This is a genomic window from Paenibacillus sp. GM1FR (assembly GCF_002803315.1).
Taxonomy (GTDB): Bacteria; Bacillota; Bacilli; order Paenibacillales; family Paenibacillaceae; genus Paenibacillus; species Paenibacillus amylolyticus.
Window position 1 is genome coordinate 107,622 of record NZ_MKZL01000001.1, and the last position, 25,506, is coordinate 133,127.

The following is a 25,506-nucleotide window of genomic DNA, read 5'->3' on the forward strand; positions in this document are numbered from 1 at the left end:
GTTCTTTTAGTTTACATTAAATGAGCTCATCATTATCTTGGCAGTGCTTCCATTGCATCACGTCTTTGTTTGATATATCTACCGGGGGAGATGCCGACCATTTTGGTAAAACTGCGAATAAAATTGGCATAGTCACTAAAGCCCGATTGAAAGCATGCATCCGTAATACTCATTCCTTCTGACAGGTGGAATTTGGCCCGTTCAATACGACGACCCAAAATGTAGGAACGGATGGTCAATCCAGTATGCTTTTTGAACTGGCGGCTGATATAAGTACTGTTCATGTAGAACACTTCGGCAAGTTTGCGAAGTGTTATGTCTTGATTCAGATGTGTTTCAATATAATCCATGGTTTCACGAACCAGTTCAGGCATAATGTCATTGGGAACAAAGGAATTGTTATGAAACCAGACGTTAATCATGACCAACAATTGGGCTACGGCTGCATTTATTTTGATATCGGTGCCATAAGCATCGGAAGCAAGCAATCCTTCCAGTTCGTTTGTACATTGCAGCATCTGCTTCAAGTTATCGTCGTCTAGATGTACGATGTTGCCTGTTCCTTTGGGGCGATGGTCAAAACATGACGATAGATTGGTTGATGGTGTGGAAAGCTGAAATAGATATGTTTTTTTGAGATTGATTGTAATTCGTTCATACTCAGATTCATCCAAAATAAAGGCTCGGTGCATCTCCTCGGGTGACATCACAAGCAGATCACCAGGCTGTACATGGTAACATCGATTATCTACATAAAAGTGAACGTTGCCACGAAGAAACAGGTAGATTTCGTATGCATTATGGCGATGATAGATCGTTTCCAGCTTATACTTCGTTACGCTGTGTAGATATAAGAGCTCAGGCTGGATGGGATCATAAAAACACTCAGAGGATCCACTCATGAAGTACCTCCCGTCATTTCACGCAATAAATAGAGCGGTTAACGCAATGAAATTGTACTCAGCTTACCTTAAAATGTAATCATCCTATCATGATACCTTTTGTATTGCAAACGCTTTCTCGTAAAAAGACACAACTAAAAACGATTATAGGGGGATTCTTTTGATGAATCATCATTCTACACCACAAGCTGGTGAGCAAAAGCAAGACCAAGCTGCCAATCTGGAGAGCATTCCAGGGGAGATTGGAAAGCTTCGTCCCAACGGTAACCCTCTGGTGGCCCACAAATTTGGAGCCGATCCCTATGCTTTAGTATTTAACAATCGAGTCTACTTATATATGACTAGTGATAAGCTGGAATATGATAAGGACGGTCTTCCTCAGAAAAACAGCTACAGTTCAATCAACCGGATTACGGTCATTTCTTCGGATGACTTAATCAACTGGACCGATCATGGAGAGATCAGAGTGGCTGGACCTCAAGGCGCAGCAACATGGGCTTCACAATCCTGGGCCCCGGCAGCTGCTCATCGAATCTTGGATGGCAAGGACTGTTTCTTTCTTTATTTCGCCAACAATGCCAGTGGAATAGGTGTACTGTCTGCGCCCACACCTGTAGGTCCATGGATAGACCCTATAGGAAAAGCACTTATTACAAGAGAGACTCCGGGAGTAGAGGAAGTAACCTGGTTATTCGATCCGGCTGTCATTGTAGATGATGATCATCAGGCCTACATCTATTTCGGTGGTGGTATTCCACAGGGGAAAGCAGAAAGACCGGATACGGCAAGAGTGATGCGATTGGGAGACGATATGATCAGCGTTGTTGGCAAAGCGAAGGTTATTCAGGCGCCTTATATGTTTGAAGATTCAGGGATACATAAATATAATAATAGTTACTACTTTACGTATTGTTCCAATTTTATTGAGGGTGATCGGCCAGATGACAGCCCACCACCTGGTGAGATTGCATATATGACCAGTGTTCAGCCAATGGGGCCATGGACATATCAGGGTACGCTACTCCAGAATCCAGGACACTTTTTTGATATTGGCGGCAACAATCACCATGCTATATTTCAACTATCGGATCAATGGTACATTGCCTATCATGCCCAGACATTATGCCAAGCCATGGATATTCCCGAAGGTTACCGTTCAACGCATCTGAATCGAGTCGAACATGATGAGGCCACGGGTAAGATCAAGAAGGTACATGCCGATTATCAGGGCGTAGATCAAATCAAATGCTTCGATCCTTATGGGCGGGTAAGCGGTTCAACGATTGGATGGAGTAGCGGAGTATCAACAGAGCAATATCTTGACTCTGGTGAGATGTCTGCATCAGATTCGAATATGATTTCCGCTAAACTGCATAATGACAGCTGGATAGCTATATCCAAGGTGGACTTTGAAAGTGAAGGACCCACAACCTTCACAGCCACGATTGCGAATCAAGGAACCGAAGGTACGTTAGAACTTCGACTTGATCGTACAGACGGACTGTTAATTGGAGAAATCATTGTTCCGCCTGCGACCGAATCTCTTCAATGGATGGAACTAACAACTAATGTTACGGGTGCGAAAGGTGTGCACGACTTGTATATTAACCTTAAAGGTTCAACAGACAGCCCAACCATCCTTTTAAGAGAATGGAAGTTTAACAGAAAAAATGAGGTGTAATTGAAGCATGTATCCGAATCCGATTATTTGGGCCGATTACCCGGATCTTGACGTTATTCGTGTAGATGACACATATTATATGGTCAGTACAACCATGCATATGATGCCGGGATGTGTCATCCTGCGTTCATATGATCTGATCCATTGGGAAGTAGCCACATATGTATACGACACATTGGACGATACACCTGCCCAACGGCTGGTGGATGGTCATCACGTTTATAGTAAAGGCATGTGGGCTGCATCGCTCCGCTATCATCAAGGAATGTTCTATGTGATCTTTGTTGCGAATGATACCCGTAAGACATACTTGTATACGTCGACCTCCATCTCGGGAGTGTGGAAGAAACAGATCGTGGAAGGGTTCTACCATGATTGCTCCTTATTTTTTGACGATGATGAACGAGCCTATCTCGTGTACGGTAATACCGAGATCTATCTGACCGAATTAAGCTCTGATCTGTCCGGGCCCAAACCTGGTGGAGTGCATCGCTTGATTGTAAAAGACGAGCAGCCTCATCACCTTGGTTATGAAGGAGCACATTTTTACAAGATCAATGGTAAATATATTGTGTTCCTGATTCATATCACGAAAGCTTCCGGACGGAGAACACAGGCGTTTTATATGGCAGACTCTCTGGAAGATATCTTCACTGGTGGAGAAGTATTCAATGACGATATGGATTATTTCAATTCAGGTGTTGCTCAGGGCGGTATCGTGGATACGCCGGATGGAGACTGGTATGCAATGCTGTTTCAGGATCATGGGGCTGTTGGCCGGGTTCCTGTTTTGGTTCCGCTACACTTTGATCAAGGTCAACCGATCTTTGCAAACAAAGCGCCGAAGCAGATTGATATCCCGAGCACGAGACCAGAGCACCGTTATAACCCCTTAGTGGGTAGCGACAGTTTCAATTATGAACCCGAGGAAGATGGAAACATCCGCCTCCGTGATTTTTGGCAATGGAATCATACACCTAATCATGAACTCTGGTCCGTTACAGAGAAATCGGGGGTGTATCGTGTTCGAACGGGACAGATCAGCCCAAATCTGACGTTTGCGGTCAACACACTAACCCAGCGTTCAATGGGGCCCGCTTGCGAAGCAATAGTTACGCTTGACGGCAGTCGTCTGAATGATGGGGACTATGCCGGGTTGTGCTTTCTAATCGGTTCGTACGGTATGATCGCTCTCACGAAGCAGGATAACAAGTTTTACTTGGTCATGCATGCCAGAGATAGTGAGGATTCCACCATATTTGGTAATCTGATCGACCAGAAGCCAGCCACTGAACATGAACGTATCCCGGTATCAGATTCAGTAGTTAAACTAAAAGCATTCGGAAATTTTGAGAACAATCTGGATGAGTGCTCTTTTGCCTATTTCGATGGAACTGAATGGAGAGATATAGGGATTGTCCACAAAATGATATATAAACTGGATCATTTTATGGGTTGCCGAACAGGGTTGTTTGTATATTCAACTGAAATAGCTGGAGGAACAGCTGACTTTTCGAATTTTGAATATCGCGTGATTAATCCTGATGAGAAACAATGAAAATACGTTAAAGCCGCCCAACGGCGGCTTTTCGTATTCAATGAGTACAAGTTGTTGTACAATGATATGGATTAAAGTTGACAGAGAGAAGAGAGTTGTTCAAACCGAACTGGGGGCATGTCGTCATGTATAAGAGATGTCTGGACATAACAAGATGGACCTTCATTCTGTTCCTTGCTGTATCCATACCAGCAGGTCATACCGAAGGTAATAGCAAACAACATCATCCGCAGCAAGATGGGCAGCAGATTCAACTTCCCGCTACGTTTGAGAGGTCTTCTCCTCCCATCGTGGTCTCTTTTGTCAGGGAAACGGGAGATGACCTTGAGCGCATGATTAGTCAGTTACCTGGTGAGACGATACTGGATAATCGATGGACTCGTTTGTATGAGAAAGAGCTAGGTATTCAAATTCACTATGACTGGACTGCTAATGGAGATGTATACAATCAGAAGTTGGGTGTATCCCTCGCTGCAGGACGTTTTCCAGATGTGGTGAAAGTTAATCCATATCAACTTAGACAACTGAGCAATGCTGGAATGATCGAAGATTTAACCCATGTGTACCAAGAGTATGCTTCCCCACTTACAAAGAGTATATTGGAGGCGGAGGGAAGAGGCGCATTTGATGCGGCAACCATTGATGGCAAACTCATGGCTATTCCCGAATCATCTTCCTCCATTGAGACAGCGCAGTACCTGTGGATTAGAACCGATTGGTTGGAGCAACTGGGGCTACGGCCGCCTGAAACGATGGAAGAGCTTCTCCAGGTTTCGAAAGCGTTTACAGAGGAGGACCCCGACGGGAACGGAGAGCATGATACGTATGGACTTGCGCTAACAAACCATCTATGGGATCCAGTTATGGGAGCTGCAGGGTTCATGTCTGGCTACGGTGCCTACCCTAATATATGGGTTGAAGATGCAGAAGGAAACCTCACTTATGGAGGTATACAGCCTGAAGTTCGGGAGGCTCTGAAAGTACTGCAAACGTTGTATCGTGAAGGCCAACTTGATCCGGATTTTGGTTATAAAAGTGGAAACAAGGCGTTTCGTCTAGTTCAAGATGGAAAAATAGGGATGCTTTACGGCGAACAGTGGACATCCTTTATGCTTCAGAGCACCCGTGATAAAGATACAGATATAGATGTAGAATGGCAGGCATATCCCATTGTTGCCAAGTCGGACCGGAACCTGTTCGTACCGCTACGTTCCAACACTGGGCAATACTTTGCTGTAAAAAAGGGATTCTCTAATCCGGAAGTTGTTGTAAAGCTCATGAATCTGCATCTGGACATCAACTGGGGGGATCAGGCACAGTATGAAACATACTACAATGACGACTCCCGAGCTGTGTGGATGCTTTCACCGGTAACTCCTTTTCCCGGTAATAAAAATATAGATGCATACAAACAAATTCGGGATGCCAGAAGTACAGGAGACTTCTCGGCTCTGCAGAATGAAGCTCTCGCCATTCACAAACGCATTGTGGCCTATGAATTGGAAGATGTAGAGAGCGGCTGGGGTTGGAAACAAACCTATGGGCCTTCGGGTGCTTTTAGCATTGCAGCTTCTTACGAGAAGAACGGCCAACTTCTCTATGATCAATTCACGGGCGGAATTACGGACACGATGGTTGATCGACAAATTATTCTTCGGGATCTTCAGCTTGAAGCCTATATGAACATTATTCTAGGCAGGTCGATAGATGAGTTTGATCAATTCGTTGAGAACTGGCGCAAGCTGGGGGGAGATCAGATCACATCGGAGGTTAACGCGTGGTTTCGCGCCAGCAAGCCAAAGGAGCGCTAATGTTCACTTTATTCTTACAAGGAACCCACTCAGCCTTTGGCATTGGAGGTGAATGCATTGATCAAGATCCCTGCTAAATCATGGTTTAACAGTATATTTGCGCGATTAATAATCACCTATCTGGTATTTGTACTCCCCCTTATTCTTCTTGGCGTGTATCTGTATCATTGGAGTTATGACAATGCAAGTCAGGAAATATCGTTGTCAACGGAAAGACGGTTGAACCAATATGTGGTGGAATTGAACAGAGAGATAGAATGGATGGAATTACAGCAGTTTGATATCGTTGAGGATCGAAAACTCAATCGTCTAGCCATTCTCTGGGACATGATGGATCAGGTTGAGCGGCGTGATACATTAAATTACCTGACTGAACGACTCGCTTCATTCAAGAATAGCACTGCTTATATCAAAAACGTTCATGTACATATCCCTTCTGTTGGCAAAAGTATATCCGCGATCCAAGGCATCGATGATTTCGATAAAAGTTCTTACCTATATTTCAGTTCAGGCATGCAAGGAAAAGGTACACGTTTCACGGTGAAAGAGGACGCCTTGAACTTAAGTGCCGTCAGGCTGACAGGCACGAGAGGAGAACCCCCGCTTTTTGTCATTCAGGTGGAGTTAGATACATACCATTTTCAGAATGAACTCACACGGCTTAATTTGTACCCGGAGAGTTCAACGTTTCTGATTGAGGACAAAACGGGGCATGCCATCACAGATAAACATCAAGCTAGTGTTATTCTCGCGAATTACCGTGAGCACAGTGTAAAGGGTACACTTGATGGCTTTCGGATGAAGGTGGGGGACACCATGTACCATGTTAGTCAGTTGCATATGGACTCCCTGGGCTTATCCGTAGCTACATATCTACCCGAGGCAATTGTTACCAAGCCACTTAGCAAGTTCTATCATTGGGCTTGGCTGTTTGCAATTACATCATTTGTTGCCATCACGGCGTATCTCTATTCAAGTTACAAGTTGATTCATATCCCGTTGCTGTTGTTGGTGAAAAGATTCAAAAAAATGGAGGGAGGCATGCTCGATGTCCCCATTGCGCATAACCGAAAGGATGAATTTGGCTTCCTCTATACCCGTTTTAATCTAATGATTGAAAATCTTCAATCCCTTATCGATCGAGATTTTAAGAAAACATTGATGATGCAGCGGGCCGAGTTGAAACAGCTTCAATCGCAGATTAATCCTCATTTTCTGTACAATAGCTTCTTTATTCTGAATTCACTGGCAAGGACAGGAGAAACCGAACGTATTGAGCAATTCACCAACATGCTCGGAGAGTATTTCAGGTTCATTACGCGGAATGAAACAGATCATGTGAAGTTGAAAGTGGAAGTTGAGCATTCACGGATCTATACAGAGATTCAACAATTACGATTCTCCAGACGAATCAAAGTTGATTTTGGGTCACTACCTGCTGAGATGGAACATATTAAAGTTCCCAGACTCATTATTCAACCTATTATTGAGAATGCCTACGAACACAGCCTTGAAAAGAATACGGACTCCGGTCTTCTAATTATTGGGTTTAATATGGAAGGTTCATATGCCGAGATCACCGTAGAGGATAATGGAAATGAGCTGGAAGAGCAACAAATTCAAACTCTTCAACAACGCTTGCATAAGGACGGAGGTACAGACGAAATGACTGCGTTAATAAATATTCATCGACGTCTGGTCCTGACGTATGGAGAAGGAAGTGGGCTTTTTCTATCCAGAAGTGAACTGCAAGGGTTAAAAGTCACAATTCGAATCCAGTGGAAAGAGGGGGGAAACGAATGTATCGACTTTTGATTGTAGATGACGAGGAGATTATTACGGATAGTCTCTATGAAACGTTCGCCAGACATATACCCGAACAGCTTGATGTATGTAAGGCCTACTCTGCAACAGAAGCATTGTCCTGGATGCAACGTTCGAGAATTGACATTGTTCTAACGGACATCCGTATGCCGGGTATGAGTGGGTTGGAACTGACAGAGCGGATTCAAGCCAGTTGGCCGAATTGTCGTGTCATTTTTCTTACAGGACATAGCGATTTTGATTATGCATATCAAGCTTTTCAGATGGCTAATGTGCGTTACTTGCTCAAAACGGAAGGTTATGACAAGGTGATGTCTGTTGTAGAAGATGTGATGGAAGAGATCCGGCAAAGTCACAGCATGGTTGAGTTGTTGGAACATTCTCATAAAGTCAATTCGCAGCTTGCACTGATACAGCAAAAAGAGTATTTACGGAAGTTACTTCAAGACTGTACGGCGGTTATAGATTCTACTATGGATATGCAGGACGAATTATCCAAACGAGATATAAGATTACAGAACAACTCGCCTGTTTATCTCATACTGGGTCGGTTCAATAATCCGCCAGAAAAAGGTTCGGACCTCACACAAGTTCAGGAATCTGTGCGCATTATCGGCTCTTCTCTAATGAATGAGCGTACAGTGTGCGCAAGTGTAACGGACCATTATGGGGATACGATCTGGCTGCTTCAGCCGAAGCAGGAGGAAGAGATGACTAATGATAAACTTGTGCGATTTCTAGAAGGTACACTGGAACTGGTACAGGAAGCATGCATGGTATCACTCGGCGTATCCATTGCTTTTTCATTAAGTAGTCGCAGCTGCAATTGGTCCGAGTTAACCAAACAATATGAACGTCTGAGATTACTCCAGTGGATGAAAATTGGGGATGGTGTATCCATGGTACTCACGGATCATCGCAATGATCTCTCATCTGATGTACCCAAAGAATCCATGCGGATCTCAAACCGGATCGAGATTATGTCAGGATATTTGGAAACGGGAAGAATTCAGCCATTTTACGATATATTTGAGGAGCTTGCAGGAGAACTGCTGCAACAGGAAATTACGATGGAACGTGCCATGGAGACATACTACAATCTGGCCTTATTATTGCATTCAACGATCAATCGTTGGGGTCTTCAACAGAAAATCCCGGATCAACGAAGCTTGCTGCACTTAGGGGAGTATACATGCATGAAGGATGCAGTACAATTTCTATATCGTGCTGCTGATGAATTAGTCCGCTACAAAAGATCAAATGAGCAGGAACGTGCTAACGTTGTCATTCATTCCTTATGCAGTTACGTCAAGGAGAACCTGGAGAAAGATCTCTCTCTGGTGAGACTGGCAGAACTCCATCATTTCAATCCATCCTATCTGTCACGATTCTTTAAGCAGGAAATGGGAATAAACGTGTCAGAGTTCATTGACGACTGCCGAATACGGAAAGCCAAAGAATTGCTTCAGAACACAAATCTTATGGTGCGTGAGGTCGCACTTCAAGTGGGGTACGAGGCTGCCCATTCATTTACCCGACTTTTTAAGAAAATAACGGGAATGACTCCCCAAGAATACCGGGAATCCCTGTTGGTACGTTAACGGTAAATACTCTGGAATTGACCAAACCCAAACAACCACAGAAAAACGCAGGAAGAAGAATACATCCTGCGTTTTTTTGTGGTTATTATCTAATTGATAAACAAACCAATTCGGCAATCCACCTTTAGGCCGTGTGGATTTTTTGTCTTCTATAAGCATTGGGACTCGATCCGGCATACGCTTTGAACTTTTTATAGAACCAATCAATATCCTTATAACCTACCTCAATAGCAATCTCATATATTCGCAGATTCGTGGAAGACAACAACTGCTGTGCCTTTTCCATACGTTGCTGGAGCATATAATCATTGAAAGACATCTTCTCTTCCAGCTTGAACTTCTGTCCAAGGTACGCACAGTTAAAATGAAGCATGTCAGAGATCTTCTTCAGCGTGATTTCATCACTCAGATGATCCCGTACATAGGCCTTGACGATACGAATAACATGACTGGAGTGCATGGGTTTACCGTTCATTTGAACGGGTGTTTTGAAGAACGACGACGTTTTGTGTGCCGGGTCGGTTTCAAGGTGGGATCTAAGTCCATGCAGACTGTTAAGTAAAGAAGAAGGACTAACAGGATACGGGAGATAATCATTTACCTGATACGTCAGGGCTTTGCGTACAAACCTGAAGTGATCTCTTCCACCCATCAGGAGGATAGGTATCTGACTTTTTTTTCGAATGTCATTGCATAACCAGAGCCCCGCGGTATCAAACCTCTCTGTATGTACCATAACAAGGGAAAAGTCTCGTTCTGACAATGCGGTCAAAGCCTCGGCCGATGAGAACACACAATTTGCGATAGTATATTGAGCTTTGCTCCGTAGCAACATCTGTTGCAACTCTCCGCACAAACGACGGCTGAAATCCACAAGTAAAATATCATACATGAAGCAATACCTCACCTTCTGCTGAATTGTAATGCGCTAGATTAACTGAAATTTGACTTAATTTCATTATGGTAATAAAAGAAAGCGCATACAATGTGCATATTTTTGTAGACAGTGCATTTCTTTACCAATTAAAACCTATAATGCACTTTGCTCGTGCAAAATTACGCAAATCTATATTCAGCCCGGGTAAACATCTGTATTTCGGCAGGTTGTTTGCGCTTTCATTTGAACGATACACTGTGATAGCAAACGACAATCAGGGGGGAAGACGATGAGAAAACACAAGTTCATGCTACTGAGCCTGGTATTTGCGGTCTTGTTGGTGATTGCTGCATGCAGTTCTGCACCTACTGCTCAACCCGAGCCGGAAAAGACAACACCACAGGAGGAACAAAAACCCGCGGAAACCGAGCCAAAGAATGAAAACTCCACGCCAGAAATGGACTTTGACATGGGTGGCAGAACGATCAAGGTTGTTGCTTGGTGGGACATGGAAATACAGGGGAACAACCCGGACAACATTCAACGCCTTGAGAATCTCGAAGCGCTGAAGAAAAAACACAACTTTAATATTGAATATGTTTCCATCGATTTTGGTGAATATCAGGAAAAAGTAGTTGCTTCCCTGATGGCCGGTGAACCGCTTGGCGATCTGGTGAGACTGGGCAAAAACTATGCCATTCCGGCATTGACCAAACAGGATCTGTTATGGCCGGTGGATGATTATATTAAAAACGACAAGGTATTCAACCAGAAAACAACCAAGGAATACATGCAGTATGAAGGCAAAGGTTACGGCTTTACCGAGGACCAGTCCTCGTTTATCAACGGAATTTTCTATAATCGCACACTCATGCAAGAGCTCGGCTTGAAGCCACTTCAGGAGTATGTGGATGCCGATGAATGGAACTGGGATACGTTTATCAGCGTTGCCAAGCAAGCGAACAAAGATCGAAACAATGATGGCAAGCTAGACACTTGGGGACTCGCTCAAACGGGCTTGCTGGAACCGATTCTGTATTCCAACGAGGCTTCTCTGACCAAAGAGGATAAGCAGAACCTGGAAGATCCAAAAACGAAAGAAGCGTTGAACTTCCTGTCCAAACTGGCTACCGAGAAGGTCGGTAGAGCTTCTGAGGGCGGCGATTGGACAGAGCCATCCACGTTCTTCCGTCAAGGCAACACCTTGATGTATTCAGGTGCCATGTACGAAGTTGAAGGTATTATGACGGATATGAAGGACTACGATATTGGTTTTGTACCGTTTCCAAAAGGTCCAAGTGCAACAGCGTATCACTCCGGTGAGTCACGTTACCAAGCTATAACGATTCCAAAAGCAGTAGAGAATCCGGAACAACTGATGTACATCTGGGAGAAAATTAATGAGATCGAATCGATCTATGAGTATCCGGGACAATCCACACTGGAGACACATCTGACCGATGAAGCAGATATCAACAACGCCAGAGAGGTTGCGGAAGGTATGTTGGTTCTCGACCATAACACATTCCCGTCCTTGCCGTTCTGGGATTTTGATGGGGAACTCAAAGAAGGGGTATCCGTATCTACGCTGATCGAGAAATACAAGGCTCCTTTCCAGGCTGCGATTGATGAGGTTTACAAATAAGTATCACGTTACACGGGCAGAACGCACCAGTGAAGGTGCGGTCTGTCCGGGTTAGTCAATCGTTCAGTTCTCTCAACGCTTACAGGAAAGGGGATACATTCAAACATGCGGTCACGTAAGAAAAAGGGACTAATCCTGGTGCTTGTCCTGGCCTTGGTGCTCTCCATATGGACACTATATCCATCGCGGGATCGTAATCCGGGAACGGTACATGCGCTTGAGGACTTTGAGGCGGTATCGGGAACCGAGGATTCATTCAGTTATGAGCATTATCTGACTGCTCATGACAATACGGCCAAACCGGATGAAATTGTACGCATCGAAGGCGAATCTTATGTTCAGGCAGAGGATGGAGAATTTGAGGTTGTGCAAGGGTACGCCGGATTAGACGGAAATGCCGTAATTACGCCGGAAACTGGAACCATTCGATGGGATGTTCCCGTTCAAGTGAGCGGTTTGTACAACATTCGCATTCACTATTATCCCGTAGAAGGCAAAAGCTCCGGGATCGAACGCAGGCTTGAGCTTAATGGTAAGGTCCCGTTCAGAGGGGCCGATATTCTTCTGTTTGACAGGGTATGGGGGAATCGCGAGGACAACGTCCGGCAGGACGATCGTGGCAACGAGCTTAGACCAAGACAAGTGGAACAGCCCGAATGGCAGCTGACTTCCTTCAAGGACAGCGCAGGGTACTTCGAGGAACCGTTTCAGTTTTATTTTGAAAAAGGCAGTCAGAAGTTATCGCTTACTTCATTAAGAGAAAGCATGGCGATCGATTATATTGAGCTATATCAAGAAAGCGAAGTTCCTTCCTATGCAGAGCTGGAGCAAACCTATGCCTCACTCGGCTTGAAACAATCGGCTCCTGTCATGCTGAAAGTTCAGGGGGAGGAAGCTGTTAGCAAATCATCTCCTACACTGGCACCAATCTCGGACCGATCAAGTCCTTCACTCGAGCCTTATAATGTATCGAAAATTCGGATGAACGCCATCGGGGGCATTAACTGGAAACTGCCGGGCGAATGGATTGAATGGGAAATTGACGTGCCTGAAGACGGACTGTATCAACTGGCGCTTAAGGTGAAACAGGATCAATTGCGTGGCATATATGCCACCCGCAGTCTGACGATTAACGGCGAAGTTCCGTTTAAGGAATTGAAACGCATTCGATTTAACTACAGCCCGGCCTGGCAAACTCAGGTCTTGGGTTCGGGAGAGGATAAGCCATATCAGTTTCATCTTGAAAAAGGGAAACACCGAATCCGAATGACAGTTACACTTGGCGACATCGCTCCGCTGCTTCGGACCGTGGAATCCAGCGTGCTGGAACTGAATGAGATGTATCGCAAAATATTAATGATCACCTCCAACAGTCCAGACCCACTGCGGGATTACCAGCTGGAACGGCGTATTCCAGAGATGACGGAGGTGTTTGAACGACAAGCTGACACCTTGCGTTCCGTTGCAGATTACCTGGAAAAGGCCACGGGTGAGCAAAGTGACAAAGTGGCCGTACTGCACGCCATGGTATTGCAGCTTGAAGATATGGCGGCCAGACCAGAGACGGTTCCCAAACGGCTGGATACGTTCAAAATTAACGTAGGTGGTCTCGGCACATGGATTCTATCGGTACGTGAACAGCCGATTACATTGGATTACCTTGTCGTATCTCCGCCGGGTGAATCGTTGCCAAAAGCGGAAGCGAGCACCGTCCAGCAGGTGAAGCACGAACTGGGTGCATATGTTGCGTCGTATACCGAAGATTACGACAGCATTGGCAACGTGGAACAAAAGAAGGATGCCATCACCGTATGGATCACGACCGGACGAGATCAGGCCCAAGTACTGAAAGGCATGATCGACGATTCGTTTACCCCGGATACGGATGTGTCCGTGCAGTTACGTCTCGTTCCGCCTAATATTTTGCTGCCCGCAACACTCTCGGGAGAAGGACCGGATGTTGCCATGCAGATGGGCGAAGACATTCCGGTGAACTATGCGATGAGGAATGCTACAGCGGATCTGAGCCAGTTCCCCGATTTCGAGGAAATTTCGGGCAGGTTCCGTGAAAGCGGATTGACGCCTTACCGCTACAACGACGGGGTATATGCCCTTCCGGAGCAGCAGCATTTTCCAATGCTCTTTTACCGCAAAGATATTCTGAATGAACTGGGCCTCGAGCCGCCAAAAACGTGGCAAGACGTATATAACGCCATCGCCGTGCTGCAGAAGCATAACATGGAGTTTTATCTGCCTATAGAGGATACGCTGAACAATGCCAACCTGGTTCCGAATTCAACCTTTGCGATGTTGTTATATCAGAATGACGGAACGTTCTACACCGAAGACCAGAAGAAAAGTGCACTGGATTCGGAGATTTCAATGGACGCGTTCAAACGTTGGACGCAATTTTATACCAATTACAAGTTTCCGCTCAAAGCCGATTTTCCGAACCGGTTCCGTACAGGGGAAATGCCGATCGGGATTGCTGATTACACCACGTATAACATGCTGACGGTTATGGCTCCGGAAATCCGCAATCTCTGGGACTTTACGATTGTTCCGGGTACACAGCTTCCGGATGGGTCCATACGGCATGAAGTGGCCAGCGCTACGAGCGCGGTGATGATGCTCGAAAATGCCGACAACAAGGAAGCGGCGTGGAAGTTCATGAAGTGGTGGACTGATGATCAGACCCAGATTGAATACGGGAGAGAAATGGAAGGTCTTATGGGAGCGGCTGCCCGTTACCCAACGGCCAATATCGAAGCCTTGAAGCAATTGCCTTGGCCTGTGAAGGATTATCAAAATCTCGAGAAACAATGGGAATGGGTACAGGGAATCCCGCAGCTTCCTGGAGGTTATTTCACGGGACGACATCTGGACAACGCCTTCCGTAAGGTGGTCAATGCAAATGAAAATCCGCGTGAAGCCTTATCGGACTATGTATTGTACATTGATGATGAAATTGAGTTGAAACGCAAGGAATTTAATCTGAAATAGAGGAAAGGGAGGGTAACGGTTGCAAGCTAAAACTACCAAGACAGCCGCCGCTCCTGCCGTCCATACCCGCCAGGTCGGCTGGTGGTCCCTATTGAAGCGGGATCTGTATCTCAGCAGGCATTATTATGTATTGATGGCACCGTTTATGCTGATTTTTTTCATGTTTACTGTCATTCCGGTCGGCATTTCACTTGGGCTCAGCTTTTTTCACTTCAATATGCTGGAGCTGCCGCGATTTGTCGGCTGGCAGAACTATTCCCGGCTTTTCCTGAACGATGACGTATTTCTGATCGCGCTCAAAAACACGCTGCTTTTTGCCGTAATTACAGGGCCTCTCAGTTATGTAGCCTGCTTTTTGTTTGCGTGGATCATCAATGAGCTGTCTCCTAAAATTCGGGCGGTCATGACGCTGGTTTTCTATGCCCCATCCATATCGGGCAACGTCTTTTTCATCTGGCTGATCATCTTCTCGGGTGACAGCTACGGGTATATGAACGGCTTCCTGATGCGCCTTGGCGTCGTCCTTGAACCGATTCAATGGCTCGCAGACGAGAAGTATGTACTGGCAATCGTCATTATTGTACAGCTGTGGCTGAGCCTGGGAACCAGCTTCCTGGCCTTTATTGCAGGACTGCAAACCATTGATCGTTCTCTGGTTGAAGCAGGAACCGTAGACGGGATCAAAAACCGCTGGCAGGAGCTCTGGTACATCACCTTGCCTTCGATGAGACCGCAGCTGATGTTTGGTGCGGTAATGCAGATTACCGCTTCCTTCGCCGTAGCTGAGATCTCCATCGCACTGGCAGGTTTCCCGAGCGTAAACTATGCGGCACACACAGTTGTCACACATCTGATGGACTTCGGAACCATTCGTTTCGAGATGGGCTATGCCTCGGCCATCGCAACGGTTCTGTTTGCCCTGATGCTGGGTACAAACGTTTTCACGCAAAAAATGCTTAGAAAGATAGGTGAATGACGATGACCAGCAAAGTACGTGCCGTGTTTGGCATGCCCAAAAGGCTTAATCGGTCATTTACCGTCAGCCTGATGTTATTTGCATTGCTGGGCGTGTTCGGCTCTTTTATGGTGCTTCCGCTCATCTATGCTGTCAACAATGCATTCAAGCCGCTGGATGAGCTGTTTATTTTCCCGCCGCGCTTCTGGGTGAACAATCCGACAACGGAGAATTTTGCCGATCTGATCAATCTCATGGGCAATTCGTGGGTGCCGTTATCCCGCTATATTGCCAACACATTGCTCATTACGATACTTGGCACAGCGGGACATATTCTTCTTGCATCTGCAGCGGCTTATCCGCTGGCGAAGTATCGTTTTCCGGGTTCCAAAGTGTTGTTCACCATTGTCATTCTGTCCCTGATGTTCTCGCCGCATGTTACGGCGATTCCGAACTACATGGTCATGTCCTGGCTTGGCTGGATTAACACTCATGCGTCCATTATTGTGCCATCACTTGCGTTCTCGCTGGGACTTTTCCTGATGAAACAGTTCATGGAGCAGATTCCCGATGCTTTGCTGGAGGCAGCCAAAATCGATGGAGCCAATGAATACCGGATATTCTGGAGCATCGTGATGCCCAATGTGAAGCCGGCATGGCTCACGCTCATGATCCTGCAGTTTCCAGCGTTATGGGGAACGGATGGCGGGAGTTTCATCTACAGTGAAAATCTCAAAACGCTGCATTATGCGCTCAGTCAGATTGTGCAGGGAGGGATTGCAAGGGCCGGTGTAGGTGCGGCTGTTGCCTTGCTGCTGATGATTGTACCGATCACTCTGTTTATCATCTCTCAGAGCAGTGTTATGCAGACGATGGCCACTTCGGGCATGAAAGAATAGAAAGGAGGCAGCGAGGTGCGGAGAAGCACATGGAAAAAACGTAAATCGATCATCATGGGCATGATCTGCCTCCTGTTGTTCGTTCAAGAGGCGCCCTATGTGAGTGCAGACGGTAAAACGGATGCGTATCATTATTCCTTCTGGGGTGACGCAGTTCCTTCACCCGCGGCATATGAGGCAACAACCATTATCACCGGCAAGAAGTTGAACACAACTCCTATGAAAGAGCCAAGCGACATGCATGTTACCGCCAATCAGCACGTCTTTGTGCTCGATTCGGGCAATGGCCGCATCATTGAGATGGATCGCAACTTCAAGCTGGTACGGACGATTGATTCATTTGAGCAGGAAGGCAAGGAAGATCATTTTAAAAATCCACAGGGATTGTACGTCACGGAAAAAGGCCATCTGCTGGTCGCTGATTCGGATAATCACCGGGTGGTGCATCTGGATGAACAGGGGAAGCTGGTCAAGATCGTGTCTGAACCAAAATCGGATCTGTTAAAAGCAGACTTCCAGTTTAAACCGATGCGGATTGTTATGGACAAAGGGGAGCGTATCTACGTCATGGCCGAAGGCGTATTTGATGGATTCATGGAGTTCAGCGCCGATGGTACGTTCTCTTCCTTCATTGGAGCGAACAGAGTTCAGGTGGACCCGGTGGAGTATCTGTGGAAACGGTTTGCAACACGGGAGCAGCGGAGCCAGATGGTGATGTTCACTCCAACGGAATTTACCAATCTGGATATGGATGAAGAGGGCTTCATCTACGCCACTAGCGGGGATCGCGGCAAAGATCCGGTCAAGAAGCTGAATGCCCAGGGTACAGACATTTTGCGCAGAGAAGGCTATCAGACTCCGCAGGGTGATTTGCTGTATACCCAGGAAGCAGGGCCATCCCGCCTGATTGATGTGGATGTGGGTGACAGTGACATGTATTCCGTACTGGATTCCAGCAAGGGCCGAATCTTTACCTACAATGGAGACGGATATCTGCTCCATATTTATGGGGGCATCGGAAACCGGCTGGGCCAGTTTAATACACCTGTTGCCCTGGAACGTGCGGGAGACCGGATGTTAGTTCTGGATAAAGCGCTGGGTGAAATCACCGTCTTTCAAACAACTGAATACGGACGTACACTCCACGAAGCGGTGCGCAGCTACTATAACGGTGATGAAGATCAATCTTCGGTGCTGTTTGCCCAAGCTGCCGAGATGAACGCTAACTTGGAATATGCGTATGCGGGAATTGGCAAAGCATTGCTTCGTCAGAAGGAATACGCCGAGTCTGCGAAATATTTCAAGCGCAGCATGGAGCCCAAAGGGTATTCCAAAGCTTTTCTTTTGTACCGCAAAGAGCTGATGCGTGAGCATTTTTCATGGATGATGTCCGGTATATTCCTGGCTGTCGCTGCGATTGTCACCGTCATCATCGTTCGCAGGCAGAAAAGGAGGACTACGAATGCAGGCATCAAGTAAGCAACTATACCAGTACCCGCTGCATCTGATTTTTCATCCGTTTGACGGATACTGGGAATTGAAGTATGAACGGAACCAGAGAAACTCACTGCTGATTGCTTTCATGATCCTGGTGCTTCTGGTCATCACCAAAATTTTGCATGCCCAGTACAGCGGTTTTCTCATTAATCTCAGTAATCCAAAGTACCTGAACAGTCTGCTCGAAATGTTATATGTCATTATACCGGTACTGTTTTGGTGTGTGGCTAACTGGTCGTTAACCACATTGATGGACGGGGAAGGCAAGTTCTCCGAGATTTTCATGTCAACGTGCTTTGCACTGGTACCGTTGTTACTCATTCATTTTCCATGGATCTGGCTGAGTCTTGTGATCTCTGCGCAGGAAACTGCCTTTTATTATTTCTCCAATGCACTCGCCGTTGCGTGGACGGTATATCTGTTATTTGTGGGGAATATGACGGTTCATCAGTACACACCAGCCAAAACGGTGCTCACGATGCTGCTGACACTTGTAGCGATGGCGTTTATGGCATTTCTGTGCCTGTTATTCTTCAGTCTTGTACAGCAGATTGTATCGTTTGTCGTAACCATCTATCAGGAATTAGTGCTTCGGGGCTAAGGGAGGAGGAATTTGTTATGAATTATACCGTAGCCAAAAAAATAACAGGAATGCTGCTCGCGGGCAGTCTGCTTCTGGGCGGTTGTCAATTCTCGCCAACACCGCTCGCTCACGAGACAGTGACTGCCGCAGATTCGACGGACTTTCCCTCCCTGCCTCCCGGAGAGAAACTGAAATCATCGTTCAGCGATGTCCGCCTTCCCGGCATGGTAGGCATTGCGCAGAATGCTGTGCTGCAATTGTTCATTAACGAAGAGACTGCCGAGATTGCAGTGATTCACACGCAGAGCGGCCAGATCTGGCGCAGCAATCCTGCAGATCGTGAGCAGGATGGGGTTGCAGCCGGGATAAATAAAGACCTATTGTCATCACAAACGAAGCTCAGCTTCTTCAACAGCCTCGGACAGAGCAGCACCGTGAATTCCTTCACGGATAGTGTTGCACACAAGCAGATAAGCTACGAGGTGCTGCCAAGCGGCGTGCGGGTCCACTACCAGTTTGGAAGCACTGAGCGATCCATAGAAGACTTGCCGATGAAGATCAGCAAGGAGCGATTCGAACAAAGGCTGCTTGCACAGCTAGACAAGGCCGGGCAACGGGCCTTGAAGGTCGGCTATGCGGAAGACAAGGATGAAGGCGCTTACGTCCGGATTGATAAGGCGATGCAAGGATTGCAATTGTCCCGGGCCTTGAAGGCTTTTGACACAGCCGGTTACACATCGGAGGATCTGGCTCAGGATCATGCCGAGTTTGGCATTGAAGAGGAACGAAGTGGACCACGGCTGTTTATGCTTACGATGGAATATGAGCTGGATGGAGAGGATCTGCTTGTACGTGTTCCGTCCTCAGGCATTCATTTTCCGGAGGAATATCCGATCAACAGCATATCTGTAATGGATTATTTCGGGGCCGGGGGTTCAGAAGAAGAGGGCTCCATACTGGTGCCGGACGGTTCGGGAGCGCTGATCCATTTTAACAATGGCAAGCTGCAGTATCCTGCCTACCAACAAGATATATACGGACCGGATATGACCATGAAACTGCGCGAAGCAAGTTCGAATGAAGCCAGAGCCAGGTTGCCGGTATTTGGACTGATTCGAAAAGAGGGGGCTTTCCTCGGCATTATTGAACAAGGGGATGCCGTTGCCGTTGTGAATGCCGATATCAGCGGCAAACTGAACAGCTACAACAACGTATATCCCAGCTTCTATGTGGTGAACAAGAGCGATGTGACACTTCAGGCAAGTGATATGGTTCGTACACTTCCGAAATTCCAGAAGAAACCGACTGTGTCTGATTTCGTCGTTCGATATGCTTTTGTGGGGGCGGATAAGGCCTCGTACTCAGGGCTTGCATCACTCTATCGGGATTATCTGATGCAAAACGGCGGACTTCCCGAGTTGAACGCCAGCAAGGAGCAGAGTAACGTTCCCTTTTATCTGCAACTGTTCGGTGGCATGACAACAAGACAGCATATGCTGGGCATACCGTATGATTCAACGGAGGCTTTGACCACGTTTGATGAAGCCAAAAAAATTCTCTCCGCCTTGACGGAGAAGAAGGTATCCAATATTCAGGTGCGCTATGCAGGATGGCTTAACGGCGGGCTTCATCATCGACTGCCGGATTCCATCCAAGTAGACGGCGCGGTAGGCGGGAAAAAGGGATTGCGGGATTTCAGCGCATACACACAAGAAGCGGGCATCGGTTTCTATCCCGATATCGCTCTGCTGAATGTGCAATCCAAAAAAGGGTTTAAACCGTCCAAAGAAGCTTCACGCACATTAACTCAGGAACCGGCGGTCTTATATCCGATGAACCAGGCCATCCAGCGGCGGGACCGGGATCGTTCACCATCCTATGTGCTTTCGCCCAACATGCTCGAGGACGTGACGGCAGACATGTTAGATGAGCTGAGGTCCCTTCAAAAGGATGGACTGTCGCTGAGCCTGAATGATCTGGCAGCTCAGTTAAACAGCGATATGAATCCGAAAAAGCTGGTGGACCGAACACAAGCGCTTGGCTCCGTGAAGAAGGTACTTGAACAGATCGGGCAGCAGGCTGGCTCGCTTGTTGCTGAAGGCGGGAATGGTTATGCCCTGCCGTATGTAACTGGTCTGACAGATGCGCCGATGACCAGCAGTCGTTTCAAGCTGGAGGATGAAGAGATTCCGTTCTATCAGCTCGTTGTACACGGCAGCATCGGTTATACGGGGACGCCATACAATCTCTCCACATATACCAATGCAAGGCAATATGTGCTGAAGCTGATTGAATATGGAGCCAGTCCTTACTTTGCATGGTTCAATGCGCCAAACCATGTTGTGAAAGAAACGGATTATGATGATCTCTACGCGGCGAATTATGAACAATGGATCGATCTGGCTGCCGAGATCTACAACGAGGTGAACCAGGTGAACCAGCCGTTTGCCGGACGTTCCATGATGTCCCATGAATCCCTGGAGGAGGGCGTCTTCCGGACAACATATGAAGGTGGCGGGTTCGTAATCGTCAATTATAACGACTTCCCTGTAAAAGTTGACAACGATACAGTGGAAGCCCAAAGCTATGTGACTGGTGGTGAGCAGCTCTGAAGACGCTCCTGAAATGGAAATGGGGAAGTCGTACGTATGCTCAGCAGAAAGCCATGTGGGGCGTAATCTACGTGCTTCCCTGGCTCATTGGTTTTGTGTTGTTTTTCTTCATTCCGCTGTTAGCCTCTCTGCGATACAGCATGAGTACAATTCAGGCTAACGCGGAAGGCATAGCAATTCAGTTCAACGGTGTTGCCAATTATATTCAGGCGCTGACCGTCAATACAAGCTTTAACCGTGCGTTAATTGAGGCGATCACAGACGTGCTCATCAACGTACCGCTTATCGTTATATTCAGTCTGTTCCTTGCCGTCATCCTGAATCAGAAGTTCAGGGGCCGGGCTGTAGCGCGGTCGATCTTTTTCCTGCCCGTTATTCTGGCATCGGGAGTGATTATGACACTGGAGAGTACCAGCCTGATTGAAGCGGTTAATCAGAGCAGCACAGGTGGAAGCTCACTCGGGACATTTGAACTCGAAAATCTGATGGTTAACGCCGGAGTGAGCGATTGGATCGTCACGTATCTGAGTAGCGCCGTAGATCGGATCTATCAGATCGTCAGTCAATCCGGTGTACAGATTTTGATCTTTTTGGCAGGGATCCAGACGATTTCCCCTCAACTGTATGAGGCTTCGAAGATGGAAGGGGCAACGGGTTATGAAGCCTTTTGGAAAATTACGTTCCCAATGGTCAGCCCGCTTATTTTTGTCAATGCGATCTATACAATCATTGATTCGTTTGCCAATAACGCCATGACGGAACTGATCCGGGATACCGGCTTCGTCAAATTTGACTTTGGATTAAGTTCTGCCATGGCATGGGTCTACTTTCTGGCCATTGCCATCATTCTGGTTATCGTAAACATCATTTTCTCGAAGCGAGTCTTCTATCAAGATTAGAAAGGAGGGTGTCCCACGTGACAACATCACGATTATTATCGCTGGAGCATTGGAAAGGCTGGCTGTGGGCCATGATCCGATTCGTTCTGATTACCGGGCTTTCCTTCGTTATCCTGTTTCCCATATTTCAGAAGGTTTCCACATCCATCAAAGCTAAAGGTGATCTGTATTCGGCAGTGGTGGTGTGGATTCCACAGAACTTCTCCATCGACAATTTCAAAGAGGCGATACGCGTAATGGATTACTGGGCAACGCTGTTTAATACGTTTGCCCTGTCTGCAACGACTACACTGCTGACTACAGCATCTTGTGCACTTGCAGGATACGGATTCGCCAGACTGAAATTCAGGGGAAGCAACTGGCTGTTTGCCGGTGTAATTCTGACGATTCTTGTACCGCCAACGACCATTCTCATTCCGGTATACCTGAATCTGAAAAGCTTTGACCTGATGGGGCTTATGACGCTTATAGCCGGCAAACCTGTTAATTTGCTTAATACCTATTGGCCGTTTATTCTGACGGCGATTACGGCCAATTCACTTAAAGCCGGTTTGTACATCTTTATCTTCCGGCAATTCTTCAGAGGTATTCCGAAGGAAGTGGAGGAGGCGGCCTATGTGGACGGCGCGGGCATCGGACGAACATTTTCAAGAATCATGCTGCCCAATGCCATTCCGTCCATGGTAACAGTCATGCTGTTTTCCTTCGTATGGCAGTGGAACGACAGCTTTTATACGACGACTTATCTGACTTCAAGTAAAGTCATGTCGACTCAGTTATCGTCCCTTCCGTATAATCTGGCCCAGCAGGTTACTGACGGTGCAGCTTCCCAAGCCGATCCGTTCTATCTGAGTATGATCCAGGATACAGGAATTCTTCTTGCCATTCTGCCTTTGATCATCATCTATTTGTTTGTGCAACGATATTTCGTAGAGAGTGTAGAGCGTACGGGAATCGTCGGTTAAGTTAAGTTCTTCTGTACGTTTGGAGTGGGATCAGACTGGAAGAGGGAGGAGGAACTTCATGCAACATTCCATCTGTGAAAAGGGGGCATGTAACGATCTCATGAACGTCTGCTCACAGCAGAACCGCGATCCTTCCCTGCGCAGGATCCCCCTGCTGGTGTGGAACGGGCTGCGGGAGCGGGCGCCGACCTGAGCGATCTGTTTGATCAGAGATACTCTGACGGAGCATACTCGCGTTATTGCAAGGCAATATATCAGATCAGGAGGAATTAAAGTGAAGAAGTTCATGACATCTTGTAAACTTGTACTCATTCTGGCTTTATTGATCACAATTGCTCCATGGGGAGGCAGCCGTGCCGAAGCATGGGTGGGCATGCCGATGGGCAAGCTGCACGTAAACGGCAAAAACCTGGTGAACAGCAACAACCAGCCTGTGCTACTGAACGGTTGGCATCAACCCTCAGGTGCCTACTGGACGTATCAGGACAGCAATTATTACCTCAATTTGCACGGCAATAACCGTCATGCAGCTACACTGGCTTATCTGAAAGACATTACCGATACTTTTGCTGACACCAGCGCGAAGTACGGAAGCAATCATGGCTGGAATATGAATCAGGTACGTCTGTTCATCGATCGTCAGGACATGGGAGATGTGGCTGCTGGTACATATAACTTTGCCGGTGTGCAGACCGTTACGCAAAATGTAATTATTCCGTATATTCAATATGCCAAAACAAAAGGTGTCTATGTTGTCCTAGGACTGGACTTCACATTGAAGGATGATCAGGCGACAACACCTGCCAACCTGCAAAAATTCAACGAAATCTGGGGTTATCTCGCTTCACGCCCGGAGATCAAAAGTGCAGACAACGTTCACTTCGAACTGATCAACGAACCGGTGAAATCCTATGCCAATGGACATTGGGGTGGATACAACGGGGAAAATGACTTTGTGGATCACTGGAATGACTTGCGTAATTTCCAAAATTCCATGATTTCAACAATTCGCAGCAAAGGTGCGGACAACGTCATCTGGGCGGCAGGTCTGGGATACAACCAATTTTACAGCTTGACGGCAAGCCATCCATTGACTGATCCGCTCAATAACTATGGATATGCGGTTCACTGGTACCCTGGTTATGGCGCATATGACAACTTCTCTATCCTGCAAGACCAGTGGAATACCAACGTGAAGGCAGCTGCTGACAAATATCCGATTAATATTACCGAGGTAACCTGGTTCAAAAACAAACCTGGCGATTCGGCCTATTGGAACTTGTTTAATGGTAGCAATGAAGGTTTTGGCACCAATACCAAAACGATTTTCAACGCATCAGGCAATGTCAGCATTGCAGCTCATATGAACGGATTCATTCTAAGTGAAGGACCACGAAGCTCCTTTGCCGATCCTACGGCAGGCCTGAAGTGGGACGGTGATGCTTCACGGAGTGCCATGGGACGATTCCTGTTTAACTGGTACCATGAACGTGCTCAGACTTACCCGGGCAGTGGAACAGGTGGACCGACAACGGGTCTTGTATCCGGTGCAACTTATAAAATCGTAGCCCGGCATTCCAACAAAGTTGTTGATGTTCCTGGTGGTCAAAATGAAAATAATCTTCAGCTCCAGCAGTGGAGTGATCTGGGCGGTAACCCTCAGAAGTGGGTTCTGACCTCGATCGGTAGCGGCAACTATACACTGACAAGTGTGAACTCACCGGACAAAGTCATCGATATTCGCAACGGTACCCTCACCAATGGGGAAGCGGTTCAACTCATGAGCAATCTGAACACAACCGCTCAGCATTTTAAGGTCAACGATCTTGGTAACGGGTACTGGAGTATCATCAACGTGAACAGCAATAAAGCGATTGAAGTGGCAAACGCTTCCACTTCGGATGGAGCCTTGCTGCAGCAGAGCACCTACACAGGTGCTACAAACCAACAATGGAAATTTGTTGCCGTTAGCAATTAATAAGCACAACGTTAAACAAAAACCTCCCCAAGTCATTCCATGTCTTGGGGAGGTTTTTTGCGTTTATTTTTGATACTTTGGGATGGATGTCATGCGAAGGTAAAATACAACTATATTTGTGCGCTAACCCGCAGACCAACAATTATTTTCATGCAAGCATTGTACGCTACAGTATGTAAATGTACCATAAGGAAGAAGTTGTACCTTCACCAGGAA

Annotated in this window: 18 protein-coding genes; 16 read left to right on the forward strand and 2 right to left on the reverse strand. The window is 46.8% G+C overall.

The genetic code is table 11. The annotated features are described in order from the left end of the window. Positions 1-32 precede the first annotated feature (32 nt). On the reverse strand, positions 33-902 hold the full coding sequence (locus tag PAEAM_RS00495; RefSeq protein WP_100526238.1) for an AraC family transcriptional regulator: 870 nt from the start codon (positions 900-902) through the stop codon (positions 33-35). Between the two features lie 163 nt (positions 903-1,065). Here PAEAM_RS00495 and PAEAM_RS00500 point away from each other — a divergent pair, with 163 nt between their 5' ends. The 5 genes from PAEAM_RS00500 to PAEAM_RS00520 all read left to right on the forward strand — a co-directional run bounded on the left by PAEAM_RS00500 (position 1,066) and on the right by PAEAM_RS00520 (position 9,377). Next, complete coding sequence (locus PAEAM_RS00500) at positions 1,066-2,583, forward strand: glycoside hydrolase family 43 protein (protein WP_100526239.1); 1,518 nt, start codon at positions 1,066-1,068, stop codon at positions 2,581-2,583. 7 nt (positions 2,584-2,590) lie between these two features. After that, complete coding sequence (locus tag PAEAM_RS00505) at positions 2,591-4,141, forward strand: glycoside hydrolase family 43 protein (protein WP_100526240.1); 1,551 nt, start codon at positions 2,591-2,593, stop codon at positions 4,139-4,141. A 125-nt stretch (positions 4,142-4,266) separates the two neighbouring features. Further along, positions 4,267-5,952 carry an extracellular solute-binding protein gene (locus tag PAEAM_RS00510; protein ID WP_100526241.1) on the forward strand — a complete coding sequence of 562 codons (1,686 nt, stop codon included), beginning with the start codon at positions 4,267-4,269 and terminating at the stop codon, positions 5,950-5,952. 48 nt (positions 5,953-6,000) lie between these two features. Then, a complete protein-coding gene (locus PAEAM_RS00515) occupies positions 6,001-7,767 on the forward strand; it encodes a sensor histidine kinase (protein ID WP_481856101.1) in 1,767 nt (588 codons plus the stop codon). Next, positions 7,752-9,377 (forward strand): response regulator, encoded by a 1,626-nt coding sequence (locus tag PAEAM_RS00520; RefSeq protein WP_100526243.1) that lies wholly within the window; start codon positions 7,752-7,754, stop codon positions 9,375-9,377. The genes PAEAM_RS00515 and PAEAM_RS00520 overlap by 16 nt, the downstream gene beginning before the upstream one ends. 124 nt (positions 9,378-9,501) lie before the next feature. Here PAEAM_RS00520 and PAEAM_RS00525 read toward each other — a convergent pair whose 3' ends face one another. After that, entirely contained in the window at positions 9,502-10,269 is a 768-nt protein-coding gene (locus PAEAM_RS00525) for a helix-turn-helix domain-containing protein (RefSeq protein ID WP_047842955.1), read from the reverse strand. Between the two features lie 274 nt (positions 10,270-10,543). Here PAEAM_RS00525 and PAEAM_RS00530 point away from each other — a divergent pair, with 274 nt between their 5' ends. The 11 genes from PAEAM_RS00530 (at position 10,544) to PAEAM_RS00575 (ending at position 25,290) form a co-directional block, all read left to right on the forward strand. Beyond that, positions 10,544-11,899, forward strand: coding sequence for an extracellular solute-binding protein (locus tag PAEAM_RS00530; RefSeq protein ID WP_036615912.1), 1,356 nt, complete (start codon positions 10,544-10,546; stop codon positions 11,897-11,899). 105 nt (positions 11,900-12,004) lie between these two features. Next, entirely contained in the window at positions 12,005-14,902 is a 2,898-nt protein-coding gene (locus PAEAM_RS00535; protein ID WP_100526244.1) for an extracellular solute-binding protein, read from the forward strand. 19 nt (positions 14,903-14,921) lie between these two features. After that, positions 14,922-15,878 carry a carbohydrate ABC transporter permease gene (locus tag PAEAM_RS00540; protein WP_076317896.1) on the forward strand — a complete coding sequence of 319 codons (957 nt, stop codon included), beginning with the start codon at positions 14,922-14,924 and terminating at the stop codon, positions 15,876-15,878. Positions 15,879-15,880: 2 nt separating this feature from the next. Beyond that, the gene (locus PAEAM_RS00545) at positions 15,881-16,756 is read left to right on the forward strand and encodes a carbohydrate ABC transporter permease (protein WP_026081082.1); all 876 of its coding nucleotides are present in this window, start codon (positions 15,881-15,883) and stop codon (positions 16,754-16,756) included. Positions 16,757-16,771: 15 nt separating this feature from the next. Beyond that, positions 16,772-18,235, forward strand: coding sequence for an NHL repeat-containing protein (locus tag PAEAM_RS00550; protein ID WP_076317895.1), 1,464 nt, complete (start codon positions 16,772-16,774; stop codon positions 18,233-18,235). Continuing rightward, positions 18,219-18,854 carry a YIP1 family protein gene (locus PAEAM_RS00555; RefSeq protein ID WP_036670948.1) on the forward strand — a complete coding sequence of 212 codons (636 nt, stop codon included), beginning with the start codon at positions 18,219-18,221 and terminating at the stop codon, positions 18,852-18,854. The genes PAEAM_RS00550 and PAEAM_RS00555 overlap by 17 nt, the downstream gene beginning before the upstream one ends. Positions 18,855-18,871: 17 nt before the next feature. Further along, positions 18,872-21,448, forward strand: a complete 2,577-nt coding sequence (locus PAEAM_RS00560) for a DUF5696 domain-containing protein (RefSeq protein WP_100526245.1) — start codon at positions 18,872-18,874, stop codon at positions 21,446-21,448. A 53-nt stretch (positions 21,449-21,501) separates the two neighbouring features. Beyond that, positions 21,502-22,347 (forward strand): carbohydrate ABC transporter permease, encoded by an 846-nt coding sequence (locus PAEAM_RS00565; RefSeq protein ID WP_082219083.1) that lies wholly within the window; start codon positions 21,502-21,504, stop codon positions 22,345-22,347. 17 nt (positions 22,348-22,364) lie between these two features. Beyond that, positions 22,365-23,312: a carbohydrate ABC transporter permease gene (locus tag PAEAM_RS00570; protein ID WP_036615897.1), complete on the forward strand. Its 948-nt coding sequence runs from the start codon at positions 22,365-22,367 to the stop codon at positions 23,310-23,312. Between the two features lie 58 nt (positions 23,313-23,370). Beyond that, on the forward strand, positions 23,371-23,505 hold the full coding sequence (locus PAEAM_RS32445) for a hypothetical protein (RefSeq protein WP_256704251.1): 135 nt from the start codon (positions 23,371-23,373) through the stop codon (positions 23,503-23,505). Positions 23,506-23,586: 81 nt separating this feature from the next. Beyond that, positions 23,587-25,290, forward strand: a complete 1,704-nt coding sequence (locus PAEAM_RS00575; RefSeq protein ID WP_100526246.1) for an RICIN domain-containing protein — start codon at positions 23,587-23,589, stop codon at positions 25,288-25,290. Positions 25,291-25,506: the final 216 nt, after the last annotated feature.

Bases quoted from the DNA above. Each gene is read 5' to 3' on its own strand.
- PAEAM_RS00555 (WP_036670948.1), top strand. From the start codon at position 18,219: ATGCAGGCATCAAGTAAGCAACTATACCAGTACCCGCTGCATCTGATT.
- PAEAM_RS00530 (WP_036615912.1), top strand. From the start codon at position 10,544: ATGAGAAAACACAAGTTCATGCTACTGAGCCTGGTATTTGCGGTCTTG.
- PAEAM_RS32445 (WP_256704251.1), top strand. From the start codon at position 23,371: ATGCAACATTCCATCTGTGAAAAGGGGGCATGTAACGATCTCATGAAC.
- PAEAM_RS00505 (WP_100526240.1), top strand. From the start codon at position 2,591: ATGTATCCGAATCCGATTATTTGGGCCGATTACCCGGATCTTGACGTT.
- PAEAM_RS00495 (WP_100526238.1), bottom strand. From the start codon at position 902: ATGAGTGGATCCTCTGAGTGTTTTTATGATCCCATCCAGCCTGAGCTC.
- PAEAM_RS00500 (WP_100526239.1), top strand. From the start codon at position 1,066: ATGAATCATCATTCTACACCACAAGCTGGTGAGCAAAAGCAAGACCAA.
- PAEAM_RS00565 (WP_082219083.1), top strand. From the start codon at position 21,502: ATGTGGGGCGTAATCTACGTGCTTCCCTGGCTCATTGGTTTTGTGTTG.
- PAEAM_RS00560 (WP_100526245.1), top strand. From the start codon at position 18,872: ATGAATTATACCGTAGCCAAAAAAATAACAGGAATGCTGCTCGCGGGC.
- PAEAM_RS00525 (WP_047842955.1), bottom strand. From the start codon at position 10,269: ATGTATGATATTTTACTTGTGGATTTCAGCCGTCGTTTGTGCGGAGAG.
- PAEAM_RS00520 (WP_100526243.1), top strand. From the start codon at position 7,752: ATGTATCGACTTTTGATTGTAGATGACGAGGAGATTATTACGGATAGT.
- PAEAM_RS00535 (WP_100526244.1), top strand. From the start codon at position 12,005: ATGCGGTCACGTAAGAAAAAGGGACTAATCCTGGTGCTTGTCCTGGCC.
- PAEAM_RS00510 (WP_100526241.1), top strand. From the start codon at position 4,267: ATGTATAAGAGATGTCTGGACATAACAAGATGGACCTTCATTCTGTTC.
- PAEAM_RS00545 (WP_026081082.1), top strand. From the start codon at position 15,881: ATGACCAGCAAAGTACGTGCCGTGTTTGGCATGCCCAAAAGGCTTAAT.